Below are 22634 nucleotides of genomic sequence, written 5' to 3'. Positions count from 1 at the left end.
GGGACCGTGCCCGGGCCCCGGTCAATGGGTGGGTTAGATTACTCCGAAGTCGCGCCGAAATTCCATGCACTGTGCGCTGCCCCGCTCGAACTCGCGGCAGGTGGTGCCGCGCTCGGCGTAGATCTGGCAGGCGTTCTCGCTCGCGGGGGTGCCGAGGTGCACGCACGAGCCGTCGTCGCGCGTGGCGAAGGCGTCCAAGCCGAAGTGGCCCGGCTGGATGGCGGCCGCGACGTCGCTGCGCCCGGTCGCGCGCCAGCGGACCAGGTCCTCGGGGGGGATCAGGATGCGGCCGTCGTGGCCGCTGCGGCAGCAGGCCCCGCAGGTCAGGCAGTCGAGCTCGGCGGCGCTCATCGGGGGAAGCGCCGTCCCAGGCCTTCGAGGTCTACCGCCGCCAGGAGCTGGATGGCTTGGTCGCGGTCGTCGGCGGGCCACACCTTGAGCTGTGCCAGCACCATCCCCGGCAGCAGCACCTGCACCGCGCTCTCGGCCTCGGCGCGGGTCCAGATCAGCAGCGCGTCGTAGCCCGCCACCTGCTCCGAGCGCACCAGCTCGTCCAGCGTGTCGGACGGCAACTGACGCGCGGCCTGGAAGCCACCAGCCAGCACCGGGGCCGTGCGCGCGTCGAACACCTCGATCAGCAACTCACGCTCGCCGTCCACGTACTGGCGCCGCGCGCTGGGGATGTGGATGTCGTTCACCAGCGCGTGGTTCTGGGTGACCGGGCCAGCCGCGCGATACGAACCGATGCTCTCCGGGAACTGGGTGTCGAGGTCGCCGTAGGGCATGGGGTCGTGCGCGGGCGCGCTGCCGGGCGGTGGCTCGCTGGGCGGTGTCGCGGGTGGCGCGGGCGGCTCACTCGGGGGCTCGGGTGGGCCTTGGTCGCAGCCCAGCAGCACCAGCAGCAGGCCGCCCAGCAGCACACTCCGCGCGCCGGTCGGCCAGCGCGACGGGAGGGCCGGGGCAGGCGGCAGCGCGCGTTCACTCATGCGCGCAGTATGCCCGCTCGGCGCGCCTGGTCGAGCGCGCTCCGTGGCCTCACGGGCGAGGCCGAACGGGCTCCCAGCGCGCGTTGGCATCCCCCGGGATCCGCGCCATGCTGGCCGCTCGTCATGCGTTACCTCTGCGTCCACTGCGATCACCGATTCGAACACGAAGGCACCGAGCCTCCCAAGCGCTGCCCGTCCTGCATGCGGAAGGGCGGCCTCGAGGCGCGCCAAGAGCCCGCGGCGGCGGCTGCGGCGGGCGAACGAAACCTGTGGGCCCCGGCGGCCGCGCTGCTGGCCGTGGCGCTGCTGGGCGGCGGCTACCTGCTGATGAACCGCAGCTCCGGCACACCGTCGGTGGCGGGCGACGTGCCGATGCGTCCGCTCTCCACCTCGGAGCTGCGCGCGCACTTGGTGGAGCGCGACGTCACGCCCGAGCCCTTCGTGGGGCTGTTCGAAGCAAACGACGCGGTGTCGGACCTGGGCGAGCGCGGCGTGGACGGCAAGTCCGGCGCCCTCGAGCAGGCGCGCGGTGTGGTGGCGCTGTTGCGTGAGCGCGCCAGCGCCGGGGCCTTCGTGGCCTGGCCCATGGACGTGCCGCGCGACACCGCGCCCAAGCTGGCCGCGAGCGTGGCCGAGGCGCTGACGGAGAGCGACCACCACCTGTACCCGCTCGAAGTGGCGGCGCTGGCCGTGGCGGCGCTACGCGCCGAGGGCGTCCCGGCCATGCTGGCCGAGGTCTGGAAGTTCGACGGCGACCGCCGGCCGCCAGACCCCTCGGGGCAGATTGGCTACTTCGTGGTGGCCGTGTACGAGGGCGACGCGGGGCAGGGCGAGCCCACGTATCTGGACCCGTATGGCGGGCGCACCAGCGCGCCCACCGAGGGCTTCGTGCGCGTGCTGGACGACACGCAGGCCGTAGCGGCCATGATGAGCCTGGACGCGCTGTACCGGAACGTGCACCAGCACGACGGGCCCCGCGCCATGCAGCGGGCCGAGCACGCGCTGCGCCTCGACGCTCGCGCTCCCTATGCGCGCGGGGTGCGTGCGGCCGTGCTCCTGAGCAGCGGCTCGCACCAGGAGGCCATCTCGGAGCTGAGCTCGGCCGCCGAAATCCGCGCCGACGCGCCGCGACGCCTGGCCCGGGCGGGCGTGCTCATCGCCACCAACGACTTCGATGGCGCTAGCCGCGAGATCGCCACGGCCCTCGAGGAGTTTCCGGACTACGCGCTGGCGCACGCCTTCAACGGGCTCATCTACTTGCAGGGTGGCGAGGACGAGCGCGCGCGCGACGAGCTGGAGACCGCGCGGCGGCTCGAGCCGGGGTTGCAGAAGCTCACGGTCTGGTTCGCCATGCTGGAACTCGAGAGCGGCAACATCCCCGAGGCGATTGGCCATGCGCGGACCGCCATGTCGCAGGCCGGCCTCGACCCTCAGGCGCACATCCAGATCGCCCAGGTGTTCCGCCAGGCGGGCGACTTCGACAGCATGCGCGTGGCGGCTCGCCGCGCCGTGGAGCTGACGCCGGAGTCCATGCGCGAGCGGGTGAGCGCGCTCATCCTGCAGATGCTCGGGCCCACCGCTCTCGAAGAGCCCGATGACCTCGACGACGAGGAGCTCACCGACGAAGAACTCGACGAAGAGTGGGACGAGGATGACGACTTCGAGCTGGGCGGCGGCCTCCAGCTTGGTGGTGCGCCTGGCATGGGCGCCCCGCCGGCGCCGCACCGGGTGGAGCCACTGGCCCGTCCCTGCTGGGCGACGACGAGCGCCCCAGCGCACCGCCCGGGCTGCCCAGCGGCCCCGGCTCGTTCCAGCTCGGCGGCGGCAGCCTGCGGCTGGACGAGTAGGCGCGGTCAGTCCCGAACGGGGTTGCGCGCCACGCGCGGCCCGGTCTCGTCTGCGAAGTACAGCAGGTAGGCGTTGCCCAGGCGCACCACGCTCGGGTCGTACTCCTCGAGGGGCGCGAAGTTCTGCACGCGGCCGAACGTGGGGTTGTCCTGAGCGATGTGGAAGCGGAGTGCGTCGCTGCCGTCTTCGACCAGCGCCGTGGCGTAGACCACGCTCGAGGTGGGCAGGTCGAGCGGCCCGCCCACGATGCCCACTGGCAACGTTGTGGCGCGCGCGTCGGCGAACAGGCGCAGGAACGTGCGCCCCGCGGCGCTCTCCTCGATGCGCAGGTCCGGGCCGCCCAGGGTGCTCACACCCACGAAGCGCCCTTCGGCCTCGAACGAAGCGAGCGTCAGGGTGGGCGCAGCGCCCAGCGCGAAGGTGGCGCCGTCCAGGTAGCCGATGACGATGCCCTCGCCGCTCGCTCCCGCGATGGCCACGATGACGCGGTCGTTCACGAAGGCGGCGCTCGGGGCTCGCACCTCGCTGGCCCAGCCTGCGGGTGTCGCGATGACCTCGAACGTGCCCGGCGTCTGCCCCGTGCCGCTCGGGTCGAGCGCGCGCACGATGGAGGCGCCGTTGTCGAGCTCGGCGAACACGTAGAGCCCGGCGGGCGTGCGCACCACGGAAGGGTTGGCGATGCGGGTAGCGCCGAGCGGCGGGAGGATGGACTGCCCGGCCACGGCCACGAAGCGGCGCCCCTCTTCGCTCTCGAAGCGCACGATGGCGGACGGCGTGGCGGGCGTGGACAGCTCGGCGAAGACCACGATGCGGGTCCCCTCCGTGGTGTCGCTCACGTCTTCGGCGGCGATGGCGGACACGCCGGTCACGCTGCCTTCGAGCGCCTGCACGGCGCAGGTCTCGCCCGCGAAGCAGTTGGGGCCATCGGGGCCGCAGCCCACCGCGGCGCAGCGGCCCACCAGGCACAGCTCCCCCGTGGGGCAGTCGGTTTGTGCCCAGCACGCCGTCTCGCAGGCGCCGCCATTGCACAGCCCATAGGGGCCGCACTCCTCGTCGGCGTTGCAGCGCGGGATGCAGCGCTTGGGCCGCCCGGCGCAGATCAACCCGTCACGGCACTCGGAGGTGGCCTGACAGAGCTGCACCATGCACTGGCCACAGACACACGACTCGGGGCTGGGGCAGTCGCTGTCGGCCTCGCAGTCGGCGGGCACCTGCGCGTCGGCGCGGCACACGCCCTCGCGCTCCACGTTGGGGAGCAGGCGCTGGCCACCCACGCAGAACTGAAGGCCGCCTTGGTCGCTGTAGGGGGCGATGCCGTCGCGCACCCGCACGCCATCGCTCTCCGGCTGCGGCGCGAGGCCACACGCGCTGGTGAGCAAGAGGGCGGCGCTGGCGAACGCCACGGCGCTCCATGAGGTCTGATGCGTGCTCATAGCGACACCCTCGCGCCAAGCGAAAAGACGTAGATGGGTCCCCCCACGGTGAGGTCTCCGCCCGACGTGGTTGGGTCGTCCTTGAGGCTCTCGCGGTTCTGCATGTACTGGAGCTGGAAGGCGCCCTCGAGCGACACCCGCGTCTCGGCGATGTCGAACGAGTACGTGCCGCCCAAGGTGCCCACGTGGCGGTTGGCGTCTGCGTAGTTGGTGATGCCCGTCTGGATGGGCACCGGAGTCTGGGAGAACCAGTAGCCCACGCGTAGCTGGAGCTCGCGCTCGCTGGCCAGCGGCAGGCGGTACTCCACGCCCAAGCGCGGGGTCCACGTGTTGCGCAGGTTGGGGTGCGGCTCCACGAACGACGACGTGGGCACGGGTGCGCCGAGGTCTACGTCCACCTGGACCTGCGCGGTCAGCTGGTTGACGCGCGACCACTGCTGCCACGCTAGCTCCGCGCTGAACGTGAACCGGCCCAGGTCGCCGCTGCCGCCCAGCACCAGCTCGCGCGGGGTGAAGCCGCTGGGTCCGCTGAATTGGAAGTCCACCACGCCGTCCACCGGCGTGCCGGGCACGCGCACGTTGGCCTGCACGTTGAGCACCACGTCGAGGCCCAGCTCGTCCGAGAAGCGCGCGCCGAGGCGCAACGCGGGGATGGGCGTGACGATGACGCCCACGATGGGGGCCGCCAAGATGGGGAAGTCGATGGAGAGCGTGCTCTCGGCGCGCGTGCCGGCCGGGTCGGCGTCCAGCGTGAAGTCCACCTGGTTGCCGCGCACCGAGCCGAGGATGGAGACGCCGACGCCCATGGAGAGCCAGTCGGCGATGCGCCACGCGAGCGTGGCGTTGACCACGAGGCGGTGCGGCCCGTTGTCCCACATGACCAGACGCTGCTCGGTGCCGGGCACGGCGTGCGCGCGCAGCAGGAACTGGTCGGGCACGTAGGCGCCGAGGCCGAAGGACAGGTGCGCGCTGCCGATGTCGAAGGGCACGGCGCCTGCGAACCAGAAGCCACGCACGGGCAGCGTGTTGGGGTCCCGATCGTTCACCTCGATGGACAGGTGGGAGTACGTGTAGCCCAGGCCGAACTCGTACTCGCCCGTGCCGTGGACACCGGCGGCCGGGTTGTAGATGGGCGCGCCGAGCGCGTCCTGGCCCGCGACCATGGCGTTGCCCATGCCGGGGCCGCGGGTGCCGAAGCCGATCTGCTCCGTGGGGGTGGCGTGTGCGCGGCCAGCCAGCCCGGCGACCAGTAGGCCCGCGAGCAGCAGCGCGGCGTGCGCGGAGGTGAGGTGTGCGCGGCTCATTGCGTCAGCCCCAGGGTGAGGGTGAGGCCGAAGGTCATGACCTGCCCGCCGCCCGAGACTTGGTCGTAGCCCGAGCCGGAGTCCATGTCCTTGATGTGCGTGCGGCTGAACATGTGGTCCATGGAGAAGTGCACGTCGGCCGTCACCGGCAGCCCGTAGAAGTTGCCGAAGCGCAGGCCGAGACCGGCGGCCACACCGAGCTTGTTGCCGTCCAGCATGGACGTCTGGCCCGTCTGGGAGGTGCCCATGCTGGTCTCGAAGCGCGCACCAGCGCGGTAGAAGATGGTCCACTGCTCGGCCAGGTTCTGCTGGAGCTGGGCGCCGGCGCGCAGGCTGACGGTGTCTCGGAACGCGCGCGGCACGGGCGGACTCTCGATGGGCAGGCCCGTCACGATGGTGTCCACGTCCACCCACGGAGCGCGCAGGTTGCGCCAGCGTGACCAGGTGGCGTCCAGGCTCAGCTCGACCGCGCCCACGTTCAGCGCGCCGCCAGCCGCCAGCTCGTAGGGCGTCTGCAGGCCGTCCACCACGAACGTGATGTTGAGCGGCACGTTGCCCACGGTGCTGTCCGACTGGATCTTCACCGGCACGCGGAAGCGGTGCCGGTAGGCCAGCCCCAGCCGCAGGTCGTCGTTCACCTCGAGGCGCAGGCCCAGCTGCCCCGAGAGCGCGGTGTCGTCGCCGATGAAGATGCCGGGCTCCACGTCGCGCGTGGGCCCTTCCGAGGCCAGCACCAGGCCGTCCACGCCGCCGAAGATGTTGAGCCCGCCGCCGATGGACAAGCCGTGCCCAAGGTCGATGGCCGCGCCCAGCAGCACCACGATGCGCTGCGTGCGGTTGGCGTAGTACCCGAAGGTGGGCGCGGTGGTGGTGTCGATGCGCAGCGCCAGCAGCTTGTTGGTCAGCGTGCTGATGTAGGCACCGACTGCGATGCGCCCCAGGGGCACGACCAGGCCGATGGTGACCGAGTCCGGCTGCGAGATGTCCGCGTCGTGCGACTCGGACACGCCGGCCGTGACCCCCGTCCAGCTCAGCGTGGAGAGGAAGCGCATGTACCCCACGGAGAGCTCCGCGCGCTCGGCTGCGATGAGCCCTGCTGGGTTGTAGTGCAGCGCCTCCGCGCCGTCGGTTGCCGCCGTCATGGCGCCGCCGCGCGCGATCGACTCGGAGCCGAAGCCCACCACGTCGCCCGCGTTGGCGCGCGCCACGCTCGCCGAAGAGGCCAGCAGCGCGAGCGCCAGCAGGCCCATCCACCCCTGTCTGCTCATCGCTGGAACTGCCCCTCGTTGTTCAGGATCTCGGCGCACGTGACCGTCCCGTCGTTGTCGTCGTCGAAGTCGAGGCCGCTCTGGTCCGCGCGCAGCAGCTTGAACGAGCTGGTGGGCAGGAAGTCGAGCGGCGGGATGTTCTGGGTGACGGCACCCGTGGCGAGCGCGAGGCCCACCACGCGCACGTCGCTGTCCACGATGGAGAAGTCGAGGTTGAGCGAGACCGTGCCATCCACACAGTTGCTGTTCTGGATGACTCCGTCGAACGAGGGCGCGATGCGCACGGCGACATAGGCCTCTCCCGAGACCAGGCCGCCCTCGCCGCTGTCGGCCAGCAGGGTGACGCCCAGGTTGCCATCACCGTCTTCATCGAACAGCGCCTCGTGGTTGTCCACGCACGTGACCGTGTCCCCGGCGGTGGCGCACGTGGGGCGCGTGAGGTCCCAGCGCGGCAGCGGCTCGTTTTCCGCCAGGTTGGCGCCCATGGTCAGCGTGAAGGGGGTGGGCTGGAACGGCGTGCCACCCGTGGTGGTCGCGGGCAGGCCCGTGGCGAAGTTGACGTCCAGCGTGGGCAGCAGCGCGCCGAACGCCTCGCTGGTCAGGATGGCGATGTCGAGCGTGGCCGTGGGATCCGTGGGGCAGCGGAAGGCGCTGCCCGTGATGGTGGGCAGCTCGAGGCTACAGACCTCGAGGCTCACCTCGGCGTCGCCGTTCATGTCCTCGGTCACCACGGCGCGCATGGTCAGACGCGAGGGGCGAATCTGCGGGTCCGGGCACAGCGCCACGAGCGCGCGCGGCAGACCCATGAGCTCCACCTGCAGGTCCGCCTGCGCCGCCCACTGGCCGGTGAGCGTGACGGGCCCGGCCTCGGGTGTGCAGACCCCCACGCGCGGGGGCGGCCCCATGTCGGGTCGCGGTGGCGTCGCCTCCGAGCCCCCACAGCCAAAGCTCCCCGCGCACAGCGAGAGGCAAAGCAAGTCCACCCAGACCATTGAGCCGCGTTCCATCACCGTCAGCGGGTGTAACAGAGGACGGCAGTTCGCCGATAGAGGGAAAAGCCTGTCAACGCCCTGGCGGCCGGAGCGCGATGCTGGGTGCGAGGGTGGTGGCGAAGCGCTCGGGGTCGACCACGCCGTGGGCCACGAAGTGGGCCTTCGCCGCTTCGAGCTCGCGCGCTCCGTCGTCACCACCGCGCAGCGTGGCCCGCGCCCAGCGCGCGGCGGCGGCGCGTCCGCTCATGCCCTCGGCGTCGAAGCGTCGCACGGCGTCGTCCAGCCACCAGCTCGCGTCGCTGGTGTCCCCCACGATGGCGCTCGCGCAGCCGCGCACCAGGGCGCCTCCCGCGTTGGCCCACGCGGCGTCCTCGCGCAGCAGCTTCTTCGCTTCGCGGCGCGCTGCATTCAACAACGCGGCCTGGGCGGGGCCCGACACCTCGGTGGCCGCGCGCAGCGCGAGCAGCGCGTGCATCTGCCACGCACCCGCGCGCATGAGCTGCACGCTGAACAGCAGCGAGCGCCGCGCGCGCGGCAACGACGCACGGAATTCCTCGAGGGCGGCGGTGGCTTCGCCCATGTACGAGCGCGTGAAGGCGCCGTGCACCCAGAACATGAAGCGCTGCACGTCGAAGCTGTCTCGCGTCCAGTGGTCCACCACCTGTCGCGCCCCCGCGTAGCCGGCCTCTGCGCGGCCCAGCATGCACTGCACCTGCATGTTGATGCCGGCGCGGATGGTCGCCTCCGTGAAGAGGTCGCCGCGCTCCTCGGACTCCTTCAGCACGCGCCCCGTGCGGTCCCGCAGCGCGAGCCAGTCCCCTTGCTCCCAGAGGCAGTGGACGATGCTGGCCTGCAGCGTGCGCAGCTCGGCTGGCGCCTGCGCGCACTCGTTGCGGTAGAGCTGCTCGGCGCGCTCGAGGCCCTGCTGCCCGCGCTGCCACTCGCCCATCAGGTAGGCGGACATGCCCTCGGAGTAGTGCACGGCGGCGCGTGCGTTGGCGTTGCCCGAGCGCTCGGCCAGGCCGCGGGCCAGCTCCAGCATGCGGTGCGCCTTGCGCTTCTTCCGGCCGCTCATCGCCACCAGCGAGCTCGCCTCCATGGCCAGCTCGATGGCCACGCGGCCCGGCTCGCCGAGCTTCAGCGCCAGCAGCAGCGCGCGCCCGTAGTAGTCGAAGCCGCGCATGGTGTCGGTCACCGCGAGGCCCACCGCCATGGAGTGCGCGGTGTCCACGCGCAGGCGCTCGTGCGGCGCCACCATGGACTCGTCGCGCAGAACGAACCGCTCGCGTCGGAAGAACAGCAGCGTGCGCACCACGATGGTGGACCACACGGAGCGCAGCAGCGACTCCGGGTAGGGCAGCCCCAGCGCCCGCAGGATGGGCTTGAAGCTCGCGATGCCGCGGCGCACGTGCCCGCTCAGCAGGAACTGCTCGGCCGCGCGCCGCCGGAGATCGATGGACACGGCCTCGGAGGCGCCCTCGACGGCGGCCAGGAAGCACTCGCCCGCCTCTTCACCACGGCCCGCGTTGGCGAGCGCGTGGGCCAGCTTCTGGCGCCGGCCCTCGAGACCTTCGGCCTCGCCCGGTTCGAGCGTGAGCGACAGGCGGAACAGCGACGCCGCGCGGTCGAAGGCCAGCGACTCGTTCGCCTCCTGTGCGGCTTTGACCGCGTAGCGCGCGGCCTTGCCCTTCTCGCCCGCGCCCGCCCAGTGCGTGGCCAGGCTCATCGCGTCGGCGTCGCGCTCCACCTCGAGCGCGCGCGCGAGGCGCTCGTGCGCGCTGCGCATCTGGTCCTCCGAGAGGGTCTCGGCCAGCGCTCCAGCGATGCGCCCGTGGTACAGCTCCACCGTGTCGGAGCGGCGCACCCCGCTCATGCGCACCAGGCGCTGGATGCGGCACTGCGTGGCCGCGCGCACCACGCGCTCGGTGCCGAGCTGGGTGGCGCGCGCCAGGATGTCCAGGGTCACGGGCCCAGCGGCCACGGCCAGCGCCTCGAGCAGCACCGCCACGTCGGCGCCGAGCGTGCGGATGCGCGCGCGGATGGCCTGCTCCAGGTCGAGGGCCCCGACCTCGGTGGTGGCCGTGCTCAGCGCGTGGCGCGCCAGCTCGTCGATGAACAGCGGGTGCCCGTGGGACTCGCGCACGATGGCCAGCGCACGCGGCGCGGCCAGGTCGTCGCCGCCCAGCAGGGAGTGCGCCAGCGCTAGCGCCTCATCATCGGAGAGGGGCAAGAGCGTGAAGGACTCGTAAGGCAGCCCGCCCAGCAGCGCGGGCTCGTCTTCGTGGGGCTCGCCGGCCTCGGTGCGCAGCGTGCCCAAGAACAGCAGGTGCGGCGGGGCGGGCTCGCGCAGCAGCTCGCCGATCAGGCTGCGGCTGTCGTCGTCGAGCCACTGCAGGTCTTCCAGCACCACCACCAGCGGGGTGGACGCCGCGAAGCGCGAGAACAGCGTGCGCACCGCAGTGAACACGCGACCGCGCTGCTCTTGGGGGTCGCGCACCTGCTCGCGCTCCACCCGCGGGTCGGTGAACAGCTCCACGCGCTTGAGCACCGGGAACGCGCGCGCCAGCAGCTCGTCGTGCCGCGGCACCAGGCGGCGTTGGTCGTCCACCGGCAGCTTGGCGAGGTGCCCGCTCAGGCCGTCCATGATCGCGTCGAAGGACTTGTAGGGCACGGCCTCGCGCGCGAAGCAGCGCCCGCGCAGCACCACCACGTCGCGGCGCGTGTGGCGCAGGTCCCGCTCGAAGCGCTCGAGCAGCTCGGTCTTGCCGATGCCGGACTGTCCCTTGACCAGCAGGCTCACCAGCGCGCCCTCTTCGGACCGCGCGAGCGCGTTGTGCAGCTGCGCCAGCTCGGGCTGCCGGCCCACGAACGCGGCCGTGGCAGCGCTGGTGGGATGCGACGCACTCGACGACGGGTCCGCGCGGTCGCCGAGCGCGCGGCTCGCCACCTGGTTGGCGGTGGGCCGCTGCGTCGGGTCGCGCGACAGGAGCTCGTTGCACAGCGCCACGAGGTCCGGCGGCAGCCGCGCCACCAGCTTGCTGGGGTCCGGCGCGTCCGTGTGCACCTTCGCCATCACCGCCGCCACGCCCCTTCCGGCGAAGGGCAGCTCGCCGGTCAGCGCCTCGAAGAGCAGCACGCCCACGCTGTACATGTCCGAGCGCCCATCGAGCGGCAGCCCCGACGCCTGCTCCGGCGACATGTAGGGATACGTGCCGTAGGCGCCGACGTCGGTCACCTGCTGCCCCTCGTGCACCTCGGCGACCAGGCCGAAGTCGAGCAGCACCACGCGGCCCTCGCGCGTCACCAGGATGTTCGAGGGCTTGATGTCGCGGTGCACCTTCTGGGCCGCGTGGATGGCGCTGAGCCCGGCGGCCAACTGGGCGATGGCGGCTCGCAGGCGGGCCTCGTCGAAGCCGATGGGCCGGCTCGGGCCGGGCTTCGACGTGCTGCTGGGCGCCACCGTGTCCATGTCGTCGCCGGTCAGCGTGCTGGGCCGGCTGCGCAGCGCAGACGTCGGCGGATCATCGAGCGGCACCGAAGAGCGCAGCGGCCCACCCGTGAGTGTGGGCTTCTCGGTGGGCGGGCTGGCCACGCTGGGCGCCGGCTCGCTGCGCACGAGCGGCAGGGTGCGCACGTAGTCGCGGAAGCTCACTCCGTCGATCAGGTCCATGGTGTAGAACCACTCGCCGTCGTGCTCGAAGAGCTCTCCGTAGCCGATGATGTTGGGGTGGTTCAGGTCCTGCAGAGCGCGGAACTCCCGCTTGAAGCGCAGCAGCGTGTCGCCGTCCACGGTGCCCACCGTCTTGAGGGCCACGCGCGTGCCGCGCTCGCGGTCGAGCACGTCGAACACCGTGCCCATGCCGCCGACGCCGAGGCGTGAGACGACCTCGAAGCGTTCACCTTCCCCGAGCCGTCGCGGGTCACCGAGCATGTCCGCTGTGAGGGTACCATCGAACGGTAGAAGTACATGAGCGACAAGGGGCCGCTTCGAAGATCGTGTAGAACCACAGCCACCGACATGAGCACCACTCCCGCGCCCCAGGCATCCCTCGCCGCCCCCATGCTGGTTCTGCTCGGGCCCGTGGTGACGTTGGTGGCCAGCTTCGTCGCGTCCGCTGGGCAACCGCTGCTGCTGGTCGAAGAGGCCGGTACGCTCGCGTTCGTGGCGGTCGGCGCTTCGTTCGTGGTCACCCCGTGTGTGGCGGCCTTGTTCTTCACGGGGTCACGCGGAGGCTCACGTTGGCCGGCGCTGGCCGCGCCGCTCGCGCTCGTCCCGTGGGTGTTCATGGCGCTCGCCCTGGTGCTGGGGGTGCTGGGGGCCGGGCTGGTGGTCGACGCCGTGAGTCACGCGGACCCGGCCTCACAGCTCGTCATGATGGGCGCAGGCGGCTCGGAGGTCATGGCTTCCCGCATGCTTGGGGCCGCGCTGATGCTGGGCGGTGCGCTCGCGCTCTCGGCCGCCATGCTCGCGCTCGCGCTGACGCCGCGCGCGGAGGGCACCGAGGCCCGCGTCCCGGGTAGCGGACTCGCAGCGCTGGTGTTGCTCGGAGTCGCCGCCGTGGCGCTGGTCGTTCTGGTGGATGCGACGGTGCTGCGTCGCGGTCTCTCGGCGGCGGCCCAAGCGGAAGCGGCCACGCGCGCGGCGCTGCTGGGCCAGACGCTGCTGGAGGCGCGCAGCACGCACTTCGCGCTGCTCACCGCCCTGGCCCTCACCACCTTGCTGGGCTCGGCGCGGCGCTGGTCGCCATGCAGCCGGCCCTCACGGTGGCGATCGACGCGCGCCTGCCTGCTCCCCTGTTGCGCCAGCTGCTGGTGGCCGCGGTGCGTCTGGGGTACCGCTCGCTCACGGTGGTGGGGGCCTCCGCGCCTCCGGGTTTTCGAGAGGGCGATGTGCCCCCGCAGCTCCGCCACCAGGCGCTCGTGACACCCAGCACCTCATGGCTGCTGTCACTGGCGGTCCGCGCTGGCGGCGACGACCTCGCGCCGGTCGCCATCGACGTGCGCGACCACGACACCGCCGAGAGCGTGGCCCAGCGTCCGAGCGCGGTAGTGGACCAGAGCGTGCTCGTGCTCCCTGCGCCGGTGCCCGTGTGGGCGCCGCCTGCGCCGCCATCCGATGCCGACGGGGTCGGGCTGCGAGCCTCACGTTCCCCGCCGACGAGGCGCGCGAGCCGATCTCCATCAACTACCCCTTCGTGTTCGACGCCAGCCCTTGACCCGGATCGCAGGCACGCGCGCCCATCGCAGCGCGCGTGCCCCAGCCTCAGAATGTCGATCGGTCGACGGTAGGTGGGGGGTCTGCCTTGGCCAGCGCGAGATCTCTGGCGACCCGCTCGTCATGGCGCGCTCGCAGGTACTCCTCTTGAAAAGTGAGATATGGCCTTGTACACTCGTACAAATGGCCTTGAAACTCGCATCCATACAACCTAAATCTGCAGGCGTCGCATTTGTACGAATGACCAAGAAGACCGTCAGCGACACGGACACGCACGTGCTGACGGCGGCGGCCAAGCTCTTCCGAGCACATGGCGTCGCCGGCGCCTCGATACGGGCCATTGCAGACGCCGCAGGAGTGCTTCCAGGCAGCGTCACCTACCGCTACCCGACCAAAGAAGCGCTCGTCGTAGCACTCATGCAGCGTGCGGTCGCCGACATCAGCGTCCGCGTGTTCGAAGCGATCGAGGTGTCGAGCGATCCCGTGGAGCGGCTGCGACTGGCGATGAGGGTCCATCTGCGAACACTGCTGGACGGGGACGACGCCGTGTTCGTTCTGCTCTTCGACTGGCAGCGGTTGTCGCCGGAGAGCCAGGCCGCTCTCGCGAGGGAACGACGTCGGTACGAGTCGATCTGGGACGGGCTCATCTACGCCGCGGCGGCGAGCGGGCAACTGGTCGAGGGGCTCGATCTTTCGCTTGTGCGCAAGTTCGCATTTGGTGCCGCAAACTCGGTCGCGTTCTGGTACCGGGCTGATGGCCCACGCACCCCAGAAGAGATCGCCGACGCTTTCTCTGCGCTCATCGGCATGGGTGCCCTGTCCGATCGCTCGCGCCCTGGGCCCACAGTTGAAGCCTATGAGCGGTTGGGCGCGCTACGCCCCCGTCCCACACGAAACCAAGGCGGCGACCATGTTGAGTGACGATGATGTGAAGTGGCTAGAGACTCCCCAGCCTGGGTGGTCTCCGGTGCGCCTGCCGCACATGATTCTAAAGGACAGCTTCGTCTGCGGGGACAGCTCGGGCCGTCGGCTCTCACTTCGATACTTCCGACACGACCCGGACCGCACCTTGCGAGCGAACGTCATCTTCGGCCCAGGCACGCAGGGCCCGCCGGGGCACGCGCATGGCGGCAGCATGGCGGCGATGCTTGACGAAGCGCTGGGCGGCGCCGCATGGATGCAGGGCCATCCGGTCGTGGCGGCCGAACTCATCACTCGATTCAAGACCATGCTCCCCCTCGGGGCGCGGTGCGTCGTGGAGGCCCGGGTGAACGCCGTGGACGGTCGCAAAGTACGAGTCGCCGGCCGGCTAAGGCAGGGTGACGGCCACACCGTCTTCGCAGAGGGCGAGGCGCTCTTCATCACGCTCGACCCCAAGAAGTTCGGTATGTTGGCATCAGAGGCGTCTCAGATCTTCTCTGAGCTCGACGAGGGCACGACGTGAACCAGCGCCCCCCGCTCGAGCGCCTTCTCGACCCGACGCAATGCCTGGAACCCACCCAGTTCATCGATAGCGACAGCGTTAGCCTGGAAGCGCTGTCCCATCGCGTGGGGGGGGATGGCCCGCCCATCCAGAAAGCCGTCCGCCTCTTCTCGCACGTCCGTGACGAGATACAGTACGAGTTTCGGGCGAAGCTTGCGAAAGATGAGTACCGCGCGAGCCGCGTCCTGTCGGACGGAAAGGGGTTCTGCGTCCAGAAGGCCGTCCTGCTTTGTGCGCTGTTGCGCGCTGCCCGGATACCGTCCGCGCTCGTGCTCTGCGACCTGAAGGACTCCACGCTCCCCACGCACATCGTCGAGGCAATGGGTACCAACACGATGTTCCACCACGGTCTCAACGCCATCCACCTCAACGGGAGTTGGCTCCTAGCGGACGCCAGTCTGTCCCCGGACGTCGTCGCACGAAAGCGCTACCGTCGAGTCGACTTCAACGGTGAAGACGACGCGCTCTTTCCGGAGACTACGCTCGCTGGAGCCGCCCACGCCGAGGTCATCCGATTCCACGGGATGTACGTTGATCTTCCGTTCGGCCAGATGGTGGGAGCCTTCATGGCCGCGTACGCGCAGGCTGATCTGGCCGCGCTGGCGGAGAGGGGCTTCCTGTTCTGACGGTCGTGCGGGCTACCTACGGACCCCGGTGGATCATCGACATGAGCTGATAGTAGGCCAGCGGCACGATTCCGAGAGTCAAGGCCGTGGAGAACAGCGCGCCGGCGGCCATCGTGAGCCCGAGTCCCTTGAGCAGTGGGTCAAAGAAAAGCACACCGTCGCCAAGCACAACGGTCAGTGCGGTAAGCACAATCGGCCGAAGCCGCGTCTCTCCCGCGAGAAGCACGGCCTCCCGTACGTTCGTCCCTGCGGCGACTCGTTGGTTGGCGAAGTCGACGAGTAGAATCGAGTTCCGCACCATCAGTCCGGCGAGGGCGATCACCCCGATCACGGCCATTCCGGAAAGCGGCATGCCGAGGACGAAGTGCCCAGGGATCACACCAATAAACGCCATCGGGATCGGAAGCATGACGACCCATGGGATGAGGAACGATTGGTACCACGCGACGAGCATCACGTAGATCAGGAGCAACACGACCGCGAAGGCTGCGCCCAAATCGCGGAACAGTTCGTAGGTCACGGTCCATTCCCCGCCCCAGCGAACAGCGAGCTCGTTCGATTCAGGCGCGTCGGAATTCCACAAGATGCGAACCGGTCGAGCTCCCCGTCCCACCTCGTCGCGCAGTCGCGGACTCAGGTCGATCGCGCTGTAGATCGGTCCGGGTCCGGTGACCTCAGCTGTCACGGAGACGAACGGCTGCAGATCCTTTCGCATGAGCGGATAGGTGCCTTCCAGTCGGTGCAGGCTACCAATGTCCGAAGCAGGGACCGGCGGTCCGAGCATCGAACTGAAGTACAACGAGCCGAGATCGATCTCGCTGGCGCGCTGGGCTCGCGCCACCTGGAGCCTCACGCCAACGGGTTCTCGCTCTCTCGGCAGGTAGGCCCACCCACTGCTGTCCCCGTGGACCAGCGTGCGAACGGTGGTGGCCACTTGCGCCGGAACGACGCCCCGCACGGCGGCGTGCTGCTGGTCGACCTCGTAGCGCAGCACCGGAGGGCCGCGGCGCGCCGACCAGTCCACGTCGACGATGCCAGGCGTCGCCTCGAACAACTGTCTCACCCGTTGTGCGAGCGCCATCCGACCTTGTTCGTCCGGGCCGTACACCTCGGCGACCAACGCGGCTTGAACAGGAGGTCCCGGAGGAAGCTCGACCACGGTGAACCACGCATGATCGTGCTGGAGCGCGTCAGTCACCACCCGGCGTACTTCGGCGGCAAGCTGATGACTGGTCCGCTGGCGTTCGCCGCTCGGCGCTAACTCTATCTGTAGTTCGGCCTGGTAGGCTTGCTGCCTCAGCATGTAGTGGCGAGCCACGCCCTGGAACGTGATGGGACCCGCAGTTCCCACGTAGGCCTGACACGTGACGATCTCCGGGATTCCCTCTAGCGCCCGCGCGACGTCGGTGACGCGCCCGTAGGTATCCTCGAGCGTTGAGCTGGGCGGCAGGTCGATCATCACTGACATTTCGTCCACATCGGCAAGCGGGAGCATCTTGACGACGGCAACGCGGGCGACAACGAGCCCCAGAGATCCGAGGAGCATGAGGATGGCTGCGGCCCAGACGCTGATCGCTCGCCAGCGACGCGCCATTGCCCACTCGAGGCTGCGACGATACAGACGACGTCGCGGGATCACGGCCAGCTCAGACCCATCCTGAGAGCCGTTCTCGCGACTCGGGTGTCGCAGCAGTCGGTAGGCGAGGTACGGCGTCACCGCGAGGGCGATGAACAGCGAGTACACCATCGCAACCGAGGCGCCAATCGGCAACGCGCGCAGGAACTGCCCCATCATGCCCGAGACGAACGCGGTGGGCATCAACGCCGCAATGACCGTAAACGTGGCGAGAATGGTCGGGTTACCAACCTCTCCGACGGCCTCGAGTGTGACGCGGACCAGGTCCTTCTCGGCGCTGCGTTCCTGGTAGTGGCGGTGGATGTTCTCGATGACCACGATCGCGTCGTCTACGAGAATCCCGATCGCGAAGATCATCGCCGACAGCGTCATGCGATTCAGCGTGAACCCTGTCATCTTGTAGACGAACGGGACGATCGCGAGCGTTATCGGAATCACGATCGCCACGATGACGGCTTCGCGCCGGCCGAGCGCCAGCGCGATGAGGAGGACGACGACGAGCGTCGCGATGGCCATGTGCTCGATCAGCGTGACCACCCGGTGTGTCGCGGTTCGTCCCGCGTCGCGCGTGATGCTCAAATGGACATCACGCGGCAGGAGCTCGGGGGCGAGCCTGTCGAGCAGGCCTCGCGCCCGATCCGTCAGGCCCGCAGCGTCGACGCCGCGGATCTTGTGAATCGCCAGGGTCACGGCGGCGTGCGACGACCAGCCGTCGCCGCGCTGCAGGTGTGCCACGTAGCTTCGCGGCTCGGCCACTCCATCGCGCACGGTCGCGATGTCTCGTAGGTAGACCGGCCCGGCAGGCGTGGCTCCGACGACCAGCGCCTCGACATCTTGGGCCGACGACAGCAGCGCGCCAGTCTCGACGCGAAAGCTGCCGCCCGGACCCGCCAACTCGCCCGCCGGGAGGCGGACGTTGGCCGCTTGGACGGCTTGGACGATGCGGTCGGCGCCCAGACCTCGCTCTGCGAGCCGGTTCGCGTCGAGCTCGACGACGATCTCGCGGCGAGAACCTCCCGTGAGCTGAACGCGGGATACCCCGGGAAGCGCCTCGAGCTCGGTGGCGAACTCCGCAGCTAGCCTGCGAACCAGGACGGCATCGTCTGTCTCGTGCCAGAGCGTGACCGCGAGCACCGGAACGTCCTCGATACCTCGTGGCACCACCAACGGTGCCGGAACCCGCGCGGGGAGTGAGTCTCTGTTCGCGTTGAGGCGCTCGTAGAGCTGGCTCAACGCCTGATCGCGTTCGACGCCTTCCCGGAACTGCACGACGAACATGGCTCCGTCGTCAGCGGCCGAGCTGATGACATGCTCGACCGAGGGGATTTCGAGGATCCATGCCGCCACAGGACGTGCGATTCGCTCGTCCACGTCCGTCGTGCCGCGACCGGGAAACGCGACGAACACGTCGGCCACTGTGATGGTGACCGACGGGTCCTCCTCCCTGGCCGTCGTGTAGATCGCGAGGGTCCCGAGAGCCAACGACACGAGAATGATGAGCGGCGTCAGCTTCGAGCGAATGAACAGGCTCGCGACGCGGGCCGAGAAGCCCAAGGACTCGTCGCTCATCGCCCCACCGCCGTAACGCTCCGTCCATCGGACAAGCACTCGGCATCGGGCGCGATGGCGACATGCTCACCGACCCGGAGGCCGGACAAGACGCGCACCGTGTCACCCCCGTCTTCGTCGATCACGACCCAACGGAGCCTCGCCTCCGATTGCTCGTTCACGACGAAGACCCCCGTGAGCTGTCCGCGTTCGATCAGAGCCGACCGCGGAATCCTGACTGCATAGACTTCCCTGCCGTTGGCCTCGAGGGGGATCTCTACGGTCGTGAACATGCCCGCTTGGTACGTATGGCTCGGATTCTCCAGCACGAGCTGCAGTCGTAGCCCGGCAGCACGAATGTCTCCCGAGGGGATGACCCCCTCCACCTCGCCGGAGATGCGCGCTTCGGCAATCTCCATGAACAGCTGCTGCCCAGGGGTCACGCGCCTCGCTAAATCGGCTCCGATGGGCGCTACGACCCGCAACCGCGAGTCGTCCTCGATGACGGCAACAGGCTGGCCGGGCCCGACGAGGTCTCCGACCTCGACCAACCTCCGGACCACCACGCCAGCAAACGGTGCGTCGACGCGTGCGTAGGACAGGTTGACGTCCACCTCACCGATGGCGGCGCCTGCGGTCGTCGCGCCGGCGGTGGCCTGGGTGAACGCCGCTTCCGCTTGTTCGAGCTGCGCTCCCGAGAGCGCGCCCGAAGCATGGAGAGCGCGCATGCGCTCCACGTTCATCCGGGCAAGGTCGAGGACGGCTCGTGCCGCATCTTGGCCGGCTGCAGCCTGCACTCTTCGTCTGCTCAGATCTCGCGTGTCGAGCCGCACCAGGACTTGTCCGGGCAGCACGCGCTCGCCCTCACGAAACGTGGCCTCGGTGACCCTCGCCATCACGCGGGCGGCCGGGGTCGTTCTCCGTAGTGGCTCTGTGACTCCGACAATCGTAGTGGAGCGAGGGATTTGGTCCGGCGTCACGCGCTGAAGCTCGGCCGAGCAAGGGGGGAGATCCGCAGCGCGCCGGGGTGCCGAAGAAGGTTCAAGCTCGCGGCACCCTCCCACCAGAGCCAGGACGAGCAGCACCCCCAAGAAACCGGGGGCGGCGTAGGTCGAGACAGCGGGGTGCAAGGAATTCAAGGGGACTCCCCTTCGATGGCGACGGGATCCAAACCACGCGCGCGCCGCCACCGGACCTGGGCCCGCAAGACGCCGTATCCGGCGCGGACTTCAAGTAGCTGCGTCGCGTGCAGCAGCAGCTGTGCGTCGAGCACGTCCGTGCTCGTGCCAACCTGCTGCGCGAAGCGCTGCTGTACGAGCTCGAGATTCTGCTCAGCCTGCGTCACCGCAGCGCGCACGACCTGCAGCTGCGCCATAGCGATGTCGACCTCGGTCTCAGCCTGCATCGCCTCCAGGCGCAACCCCTCCCGGGCTTGGGTTTCCGCCGCTTCAGCCTGCACTGCTCGAGCCCGTGCAGCATCGATGGCGTAGTATCCGCTCCCCCATTCCCAGACATTCCAACTGAGCTGGGCCCCAACGAACCAGGCGTTGGAGGGTTGAAAGCGCACGCCCTCAACGTGCTCAACCCTGAAGATCGCGCTGACCTCTGGCGCCATCTGCGAGGTCGCGACACGTACTCCGGCGCGCGCTTGCTCTACCCGTGCTCTCGCCGCCGCGAGTTCGGGCCTGTCCTCCGAGCCACTCCCAAGGGAAGCATCACTCCTGGTGGTCGTCGCGGCGACACTCGGAGCCGGCAGTTCCTCGGGCCACACCTCATCATCGGCCGGTAAGCCGATCTGAAAGGCGAGGTGCGCTCTCGCGAGGCCCGCCCCGCCCTCGGCTTGTAGCTGACGCACGCGCGCGTCGGCGAGGCGGATCTCAGCGACCAGCACGTCGTTGCGTGTAATCAGAGCATTTTCGTGGAACTGCCGCGCTCGTTCCACATGGGCTTCGATGGTTCGCACCTGATCAGCGGCAAGCTCAGTCATTCGTTCGGCCTCGAGTGCCTGCACGTAGGCGTCGGCGACGGCGAGGACCACGTCGTCTCGGGTCGCGCGCTCCTGGTGGCGCGCGGCGTCTTCGCCAAGTAGCTGCGCCCGGTGACCTTCGTAGACGGTCCAGAGACCGGTCAGCGGTTGCACCACGGTCGCGGATAACTGCGCCGTCGTGGCGTTGCGCACGGGGATCGGCGGCACGTTCAGTGGCCCAAAGGGAGCGGGAACTGGGATCTCGAGCGGCAGCCCAAAGGGCGCATTCCAGCGCAGCACGTTGGCCTCCACGCGGACGACCGGCCCAAACCTCCCGCGAGCGCTGCGCCGCATCGCCGTTGCCTCCGCGCTCGCGGCAGCCGCGCCTTCGACGCGAGGACTGCGGTCCAAGGCGAGCAGGACGCACTCCGTGAGCGTCCTGCGAGTCCGAACTGCGGGCTCTATGTCTGGGCTTACGGTGACGGTGTCGGCGCCCTCCTGCGCGTGTGCAGGAGCAGCGAGGAGTAACACCGTGACGAGCGATACGAGACTACGGGTGGCGTTCACGGCTGGTGCTCCGAGCGTATGCCGCAGAAGATCATGTCGAGCAGGACGGGCACGTAGTCCTGCAGAGCGACGGGCAGATATCCGCGAATCCAGCGAAAGACGGTGGCGCTGAGCGCGCCGGTTACGAGATAGGCGGTGTTCCAGGTGTCGAGACGTCGCAGGGCCCCAATGGCGACACCCTCCTCGAGGAGGGTTCGAAACGCCGCCACCCAACGATGATAGGCATCGCCGACGGGGTCACCTGTGCCCGCAAATTCCCAGTCCATGGAGGCCCGGTCCGACGCGAAAGTGATGAAGAACTCGCGTTGTGCTTCAATGGTTGCCAGCTGGCGGCGCAACAACCACTCGAGTCGTTGGTCAAAGGGCAGCGTGGGGAGGAGCGGGTCGCTGAATGGGGCGAGGACGACCTCCGCGATGTTGTCCACCATCGCTCGGTAGAGCACTTCCTTGCCTTCGAAGTAGCGGTAGAGCGAGCTGGGAGACATCCCGACCTCACGGGCAACGTCGTCCATGCTCGTGCCGTGGAACCCCTTCTTGGCGAAGGCCCGGGCGGCCGATTCGAGAATTTCTGTCCGCGCTCTGGCGTGGCGCCGTTCCTGGGTCGGGTTGCTCATGGCGACCTCCACAAAGACGAATCGCTCCGTTATAGCGAACGATCGTTCTCGCATCAAGAATGATCGTTCTCGATGCGCGCGTGGAAGGGAGCCACGGTGCCAGCTTGCGCCCCGAAGGGCTGGAACCTCCGTCCCGAACTTGTCGCGAAATTCCAATGAACTCCCTCCCCGACATTTCTATGCTCTTTGACACATGGCGTGACTCCCTACGCCCATGTGGCCGCAGCCCATCGTCATCAGCAGGCAGAGCGTCCGGCTGGCCTTCAGCGCCACCCGGCGACACGTGAGCGTGCCAGAGGTCTGCGGGAGGACGAGGAGGGATTGGGGCGCGTAGGAGGTTTCCACACACGGCGCCTCGCCAACCGTTGTGCCAACCTCAAATTGCCTATGATTACGAAGTGATTTGCGGGCTGATCAGAGTATCCAGCAAATGCAACGGAAGCTTCGGACGAGGTGCCGTCTTTGGTGCGCGAAAATCCGGGTGAACCATCAATGATATTCAGTCGCATTTGCCGGCCGTGCTTCCGGGCTGTCACTCACGGACGTGCACGCCCGCGCTCCGCAGCTCGTCCAGCGCGCGGGCGACGTCACCCGCGTGGAGCTCCACGCCGCGGCAGCCCTGCGTCAGCAAGGTGACGTCGAAGCCCAGGTCACGCGCGTCGAGCGCCGTGAACTTCACGCAGTAGTCGGTGGCCAGACCCAGCACGCTGAGCGCGGTGATGCCCTCGGCCCGCAGCCAGTCGCCGAGGCCCGTGGCGTTGCGGCGGCCGTTGTCGAAGAAGCCGCTGTAGCTGTCCACGCCGGGGTCGCTGCCCTTGCGGAAGACCCGTGTGATGCTGGCCGGGTCCAGCTCCTTGCAGAGCGCGGCGCCGGGGGTGCCCTGCACGCAGTGGTCCGGCCACAGCACCTGCGTCAGCCCGTTCAGTTCGATGAGCTCACCCGGCTGCTTGCCGGGGTGCTGGCTGGCAAACGACCCGTGGTTCGCGGGGTGCCAGTCCTGCGTGGCCACCACGCACGCAAACTCGCGCATGACGTGCCGCGCGAACGGCACCACCTCGTCGCCGGCGGTGACGGCCAGCGCGCCGCCCGGCAGGAAGTCGGGCTGCAGGTCGACGAGGATCAGGGCGTGCGCGGGCATGTGCATGGCG

General features: G+C 69.4%; 17 protein-coding genes. 5 read left to right on the top strand and 12 right to left on the bottom strand.

Annotated features, from left to right (window positions below):
• Positions 1-33: 33 nt before the first annotated feature.
• Together IPI43_02835 and IPI43_02830 are read right to left on the bottom strand one after the other, a co-directional pair.
• Positions 34-351 (bottom strand): YkgJ family cysteine cluster protein, encoded by a 318-nt coding sequence (locus IPI43_02835; protein ID MBK7773062.1) that lies wholly within the window; start codon positions 349-351, stop codon positions 34-36.
• A complete protein-coding gene (locus IPI43_02830; GenBank protein MBK7773061.1) occupies positions 348-986 on the bottom strand; it encodes a hypothetical protein in 639 nt (212 codons plus the stop codon). The genes IPI43_02835 and IPI43_02830 overlap by 4 nt, the downstream gene beginning before the upstream one ends.
• 123 nt (positions 987-1109) lie before the next feature.
• Between IPI43_02830 and IPI43_02825 the strand changes: the two genes are divergently transcribed.
• Positions 1110-2903, top strand: coding sequence for a tetratricopeptide repeat protein (locus IPI43_02825; GenBank protein MBK7773060.1), 1794 nt, complete (start codon positions 1110-1112; stop codon positions 2901-2903).
• On the opposite strand, the gene IPI43_02820 is transcribed toward IPI43_02825, so the two are convergent.
• Genes IPI43_02820 through IPI43_02800 form a run of 5 tightly spaced genes read right to left on the bottom strand, consistent with a single transcriptional unit; the run spans position 2840 to position 11762 of the window.
• The gene (locus IPI43_02820; GenBank protein ID MBK7773059.1) at positions 2840-4267 is read right to left on the bottom strand and encodes a hypothetical protein; all 1428 of its coding nucleotides are present in this window, start codon (positions 4265-4267) and stop codon (positions 2840-2842) included. The two genes, IPI43_02825 and IPI43_02820, sit on opposite strands and share 64 nt — an antisense overlap.
• Entirely contained in the window at positions 4264-5571 is a 1308-nt protein-coding gene (locus IPI43_02815; GenBank protein ID MBK7773058.1) for an outer membrane protein transport protein, read from the bottom strand. The genes IPI43_02820 and IPI43_02815 overlap by 4 nt, the downstream gene beginning before the upstream one ends.
• On the bottom strand, positions 5568-6839 hold the full coding sequence (locus IPI43_02810) for a hypothetical protein (protein ID MBK7773057.1): 1272 nt from the start codon (positions 6837-6839) through the stop codon (positions 5568-5570). Before IPI43_02810 ends, IPI43_02815 begins: the two co-directional genes overlap by 4 nt.
• On the bottom strand, positions 6836-7846 hold the full coding sequence (locus IPI43_02805) for a hypothetical protein (protein MBK7773056.1): 1011 nt from the start codon (positions 7844-7846) through the stop codon (positions 6836-6838). Before IPI43_02805 ends, IPI43_02810 begins: the two co-directional genes overlap by 4 nt.
• Positions 7847-7901: 55 nt before the next feature.
• Complete coding sequence (locus tag IPI43_02800; protein ID MBK7773055.1) at positions 7902-11762, bottom strand: protein kinase; 3861 nt, start codon at positions 11760-11762, stop codon at positions 7902-7904.
• 87 nt (positions 11763-11849) lie between these two features.
• Here IPI43_02800 and IPI43_02795 point away from each other — a divergent pair, with 87 nt between their 5' ends.
• The 4 genes from IPI43_02795 (at position 11850) to IPI43_02780 (ending at position 15155) form a co-directional block, all read left to right on the top strand.
• A complete protein-coding gene (locus IPI43_02795; GenBank protein ID MBK7773054.1) occupies positions 11850-12755 on the top strand; it encodes a hypothetical protein in 906 nt (301 codons plus the stop codon).
• A gap of 531 nt (positions 12756-13286) precedes the next feature.
• A complete protein-coding gene (locus tag IPI43_02790; protein MBK7773053.1) occupies positions 13287-13967 on the top strand; it encodes a TetR family transcriptional regulator in 681 nt (226 codons plus the stop codon).
• Positions 13957-14490, top strand: coding sequence for a PaaI family thioesterase (locus IPI43_02785; protein MBK7773052.1), 534 nt, complete (start codon positions 13957-13959; stop codon positions 14488-14490). The genes IPI43_02790 and IPI43_02785 overlap by 11 nt, the downstream gene beginning before the upstream one ends.
• A complete protein-coding gene (locus IPI43_02780) occupies positions 14487-15155 on the top strand; it encodes a transglutaminase domain-containing protein (GenBank protein MBK7773051.1) in 669 nt (222 codons plus the stop codon). The genes IPI43_02785 and IPI43_02780 overlap by 4 nt, the downstream gene beginning before the upstream one ends.
• Positions 15156-15171: 16 nt before the next feature.
• On the opposite strand, the gene IPI43_02775 is transcribed toward IPI43_02780, so the two are convergent.
• The 5 genes from IPI43_02775 to pncA all read right to left on the bottom strand — a co-directional run bounded on the left by IPI43_02775 (position 15172) and on the right by pncA (position 22630).
• On the bottom strand, positions 15172-18360 hold the full coding sequence (locus tag IPI43_02775; GenBank protein ID MBK7773050.1) for an efflux RND transporter permease subunit: 3189 nt from the start codon (positions 18358-18360) through the stop codon (positions 15172-15174).
• A complete protein-coding gene (locus tag IPI43_02770; GenBank protein ID MBK7773049.1) occupies positions 18357-19319 on the bottom strand; it encodes an efflux RND transporter periplasmic adaptor subunit in 963 nt (320 codons plus the stop codon). Before IPI43_02770 ends, IPI43_02775 begins: the two co-directional genes overlap by 4 nt.
• Before the next feature lie 155 nt (positions 19320-19474).
• Positions 19475-20872 carry a TolC family protein gene (locus IPI43_02765; GenBank protein MBK7773048.1) on the bottom strand — a complete coding sequence of 466 codons (1398 nt, stop codon included), beginning with the start codon at positions 20870-20872 and terminating at the stop codon, positions 19475-19477.
• A complete protein-coding gene (locus IPI43_02760) occupies positions 20869-21486 on the bottom strand; it encodes a TetR/AcrR family transcriptional regulator (GenBank protein MBK7773047.1) in 618 nt (205 codons plus the stop codon). Before IPI43_02760 ends, IPI43_02765 begins: the two co-directional genes overlap by 4 nt.
• A gap of 532 nt (positions 21487-22018) precedes the next feature.
• Positions 22019-22630 carry a bifunctional nicotinamidase/pyrazinamidase gene (gene pncA, locus IPI43_02755; protein ID MBK7773046.1) on the bottom strand — a complete coding sequence of 204 codons (612 nt, stop codon included), beginning with the start codon at positions 22628-22630 and terminating at the stop codon, positions 22019-22021.
• Between the last annotated feature and the right edge of the window lie 4 nt (positions 22631-22634).

The sequence above is a fragment of the Sandaracinaceae bacterium genome (assembly GCA_016706685.1).
Lineage (GTDB): Bacteria > Myxococcota_A > Polyangia > Polyangiales > Houyiibacteriaceae > JADJJE01.
This window is presented reverse-complemented; position numbering and strand designations above follow the sequence as displayed.

What these genes read in the sequence shown, in the direction of transcription:
- IPI43_02775 (MBK7773050.1), bottom strand. Translation starts at nt 18,360, where the DNA reads ATGAGCGACGAGTCCTTGGGCTTCTCGGCCCGCGTCGCGAGCCTGTTC.
- IPI43_02760 (MBK7773047.1), bottom strand. Translation starts at nt 21,486, where the DNA reads ATGAGCAACCCGACCCAGGAACGGCGCCACGCCAGAGCGCGGACAGAA.
- pncA (MBK7773046.1), bottom strand. Translation starts at nt 22,630, where the DNA reads ATGCACATGCCCGCGCACGCCCTGATCCTCGTCGACCTGCAGCCCGAC.
- IPI43_02820 (MBK7773059.1), bottom strand. Translation starts at nt 4,267, where the DNA reads ATGAGCACGCATCAGACCTCATGGAGCGCCGTGGCGTTCGCCAGCGCC.
- IPI43_02810 (MBK7773057.1), bottom strand. Translation starts at nt 6,839, where the DNA reads ATGAGCAGACAGGGGTGGATGGGCCTGCTGGCGCTCGCGCTGCTGGCC.
- IPI43_02825 (MBK7773060.1), top strand. Translation starts at nt 1,110, where the DNA reads ATGCGTTACCTCTGCGTCCACTGCGATCACCGATTCGAACACGAAGGC.
- IPI43_02795 (MBK7773054.1), top strand. Translation starts at nt 11,850, where the DNA reads ATGAGCACCACTCCCGCGCCCCAGGCATCCCTCGCCGCCCCCATGCTG.
- IPI43_02835 (MBK7773062.1), bottom strand. Translation starts at nt 351, where the DNA reads ATGAGCGCCGCCGAGCTCGACTGCCTGACCTGCGGGGCCTGCTGCCGC.
- IPI43_02790 (MBK7773053.1), top strand. Translation starts at nt 13,287, where the DNA reads ATGACCAAGAAGACCGTCAGCGACACGGACACGCACGTGCTGACGGCG.
- IPI43_02815 (MBK7773058.1), bottom strand. Translation starts at nt 5,571, where the DNA reads ATGAGCCGCGCACACCTCACCTCCGCGCACGCCGCGCTGCTGCTCGCG.
- IPI43_02785 (MBK7773052.1), top strand. Translation starts at nt 13,957, where the DNA reads ATGTTGAGTGACGATGATGTGAAGTGGCTAGAGACTCCCCAGCCTGGG.
- IPI43_02830 (MBK7773061.1), bottom strand. Translation starts at nt 986, where the DNA reads ATGAGTGAACGCGCGCTGCCGCCTGCCCCGGCCCTCCCGTCGCGCTGG.
- IPI43_02800 (MBK7773055.1), bottom strand. Translation starts at nt 11,762, where the DNA reads ATGCTCGGTGACCCGCGACGGCTCGGGGAAGGTGAACGCTTCGAGGTC.
- IPI43_02805 (MBK7773056.1), bottom strand. Translation starts at nt 7,846, where the DNA reads ATGGAACGCGGCTCAATGGTCTGGGTGGACTTGCTTTGCCTCTCGCTG.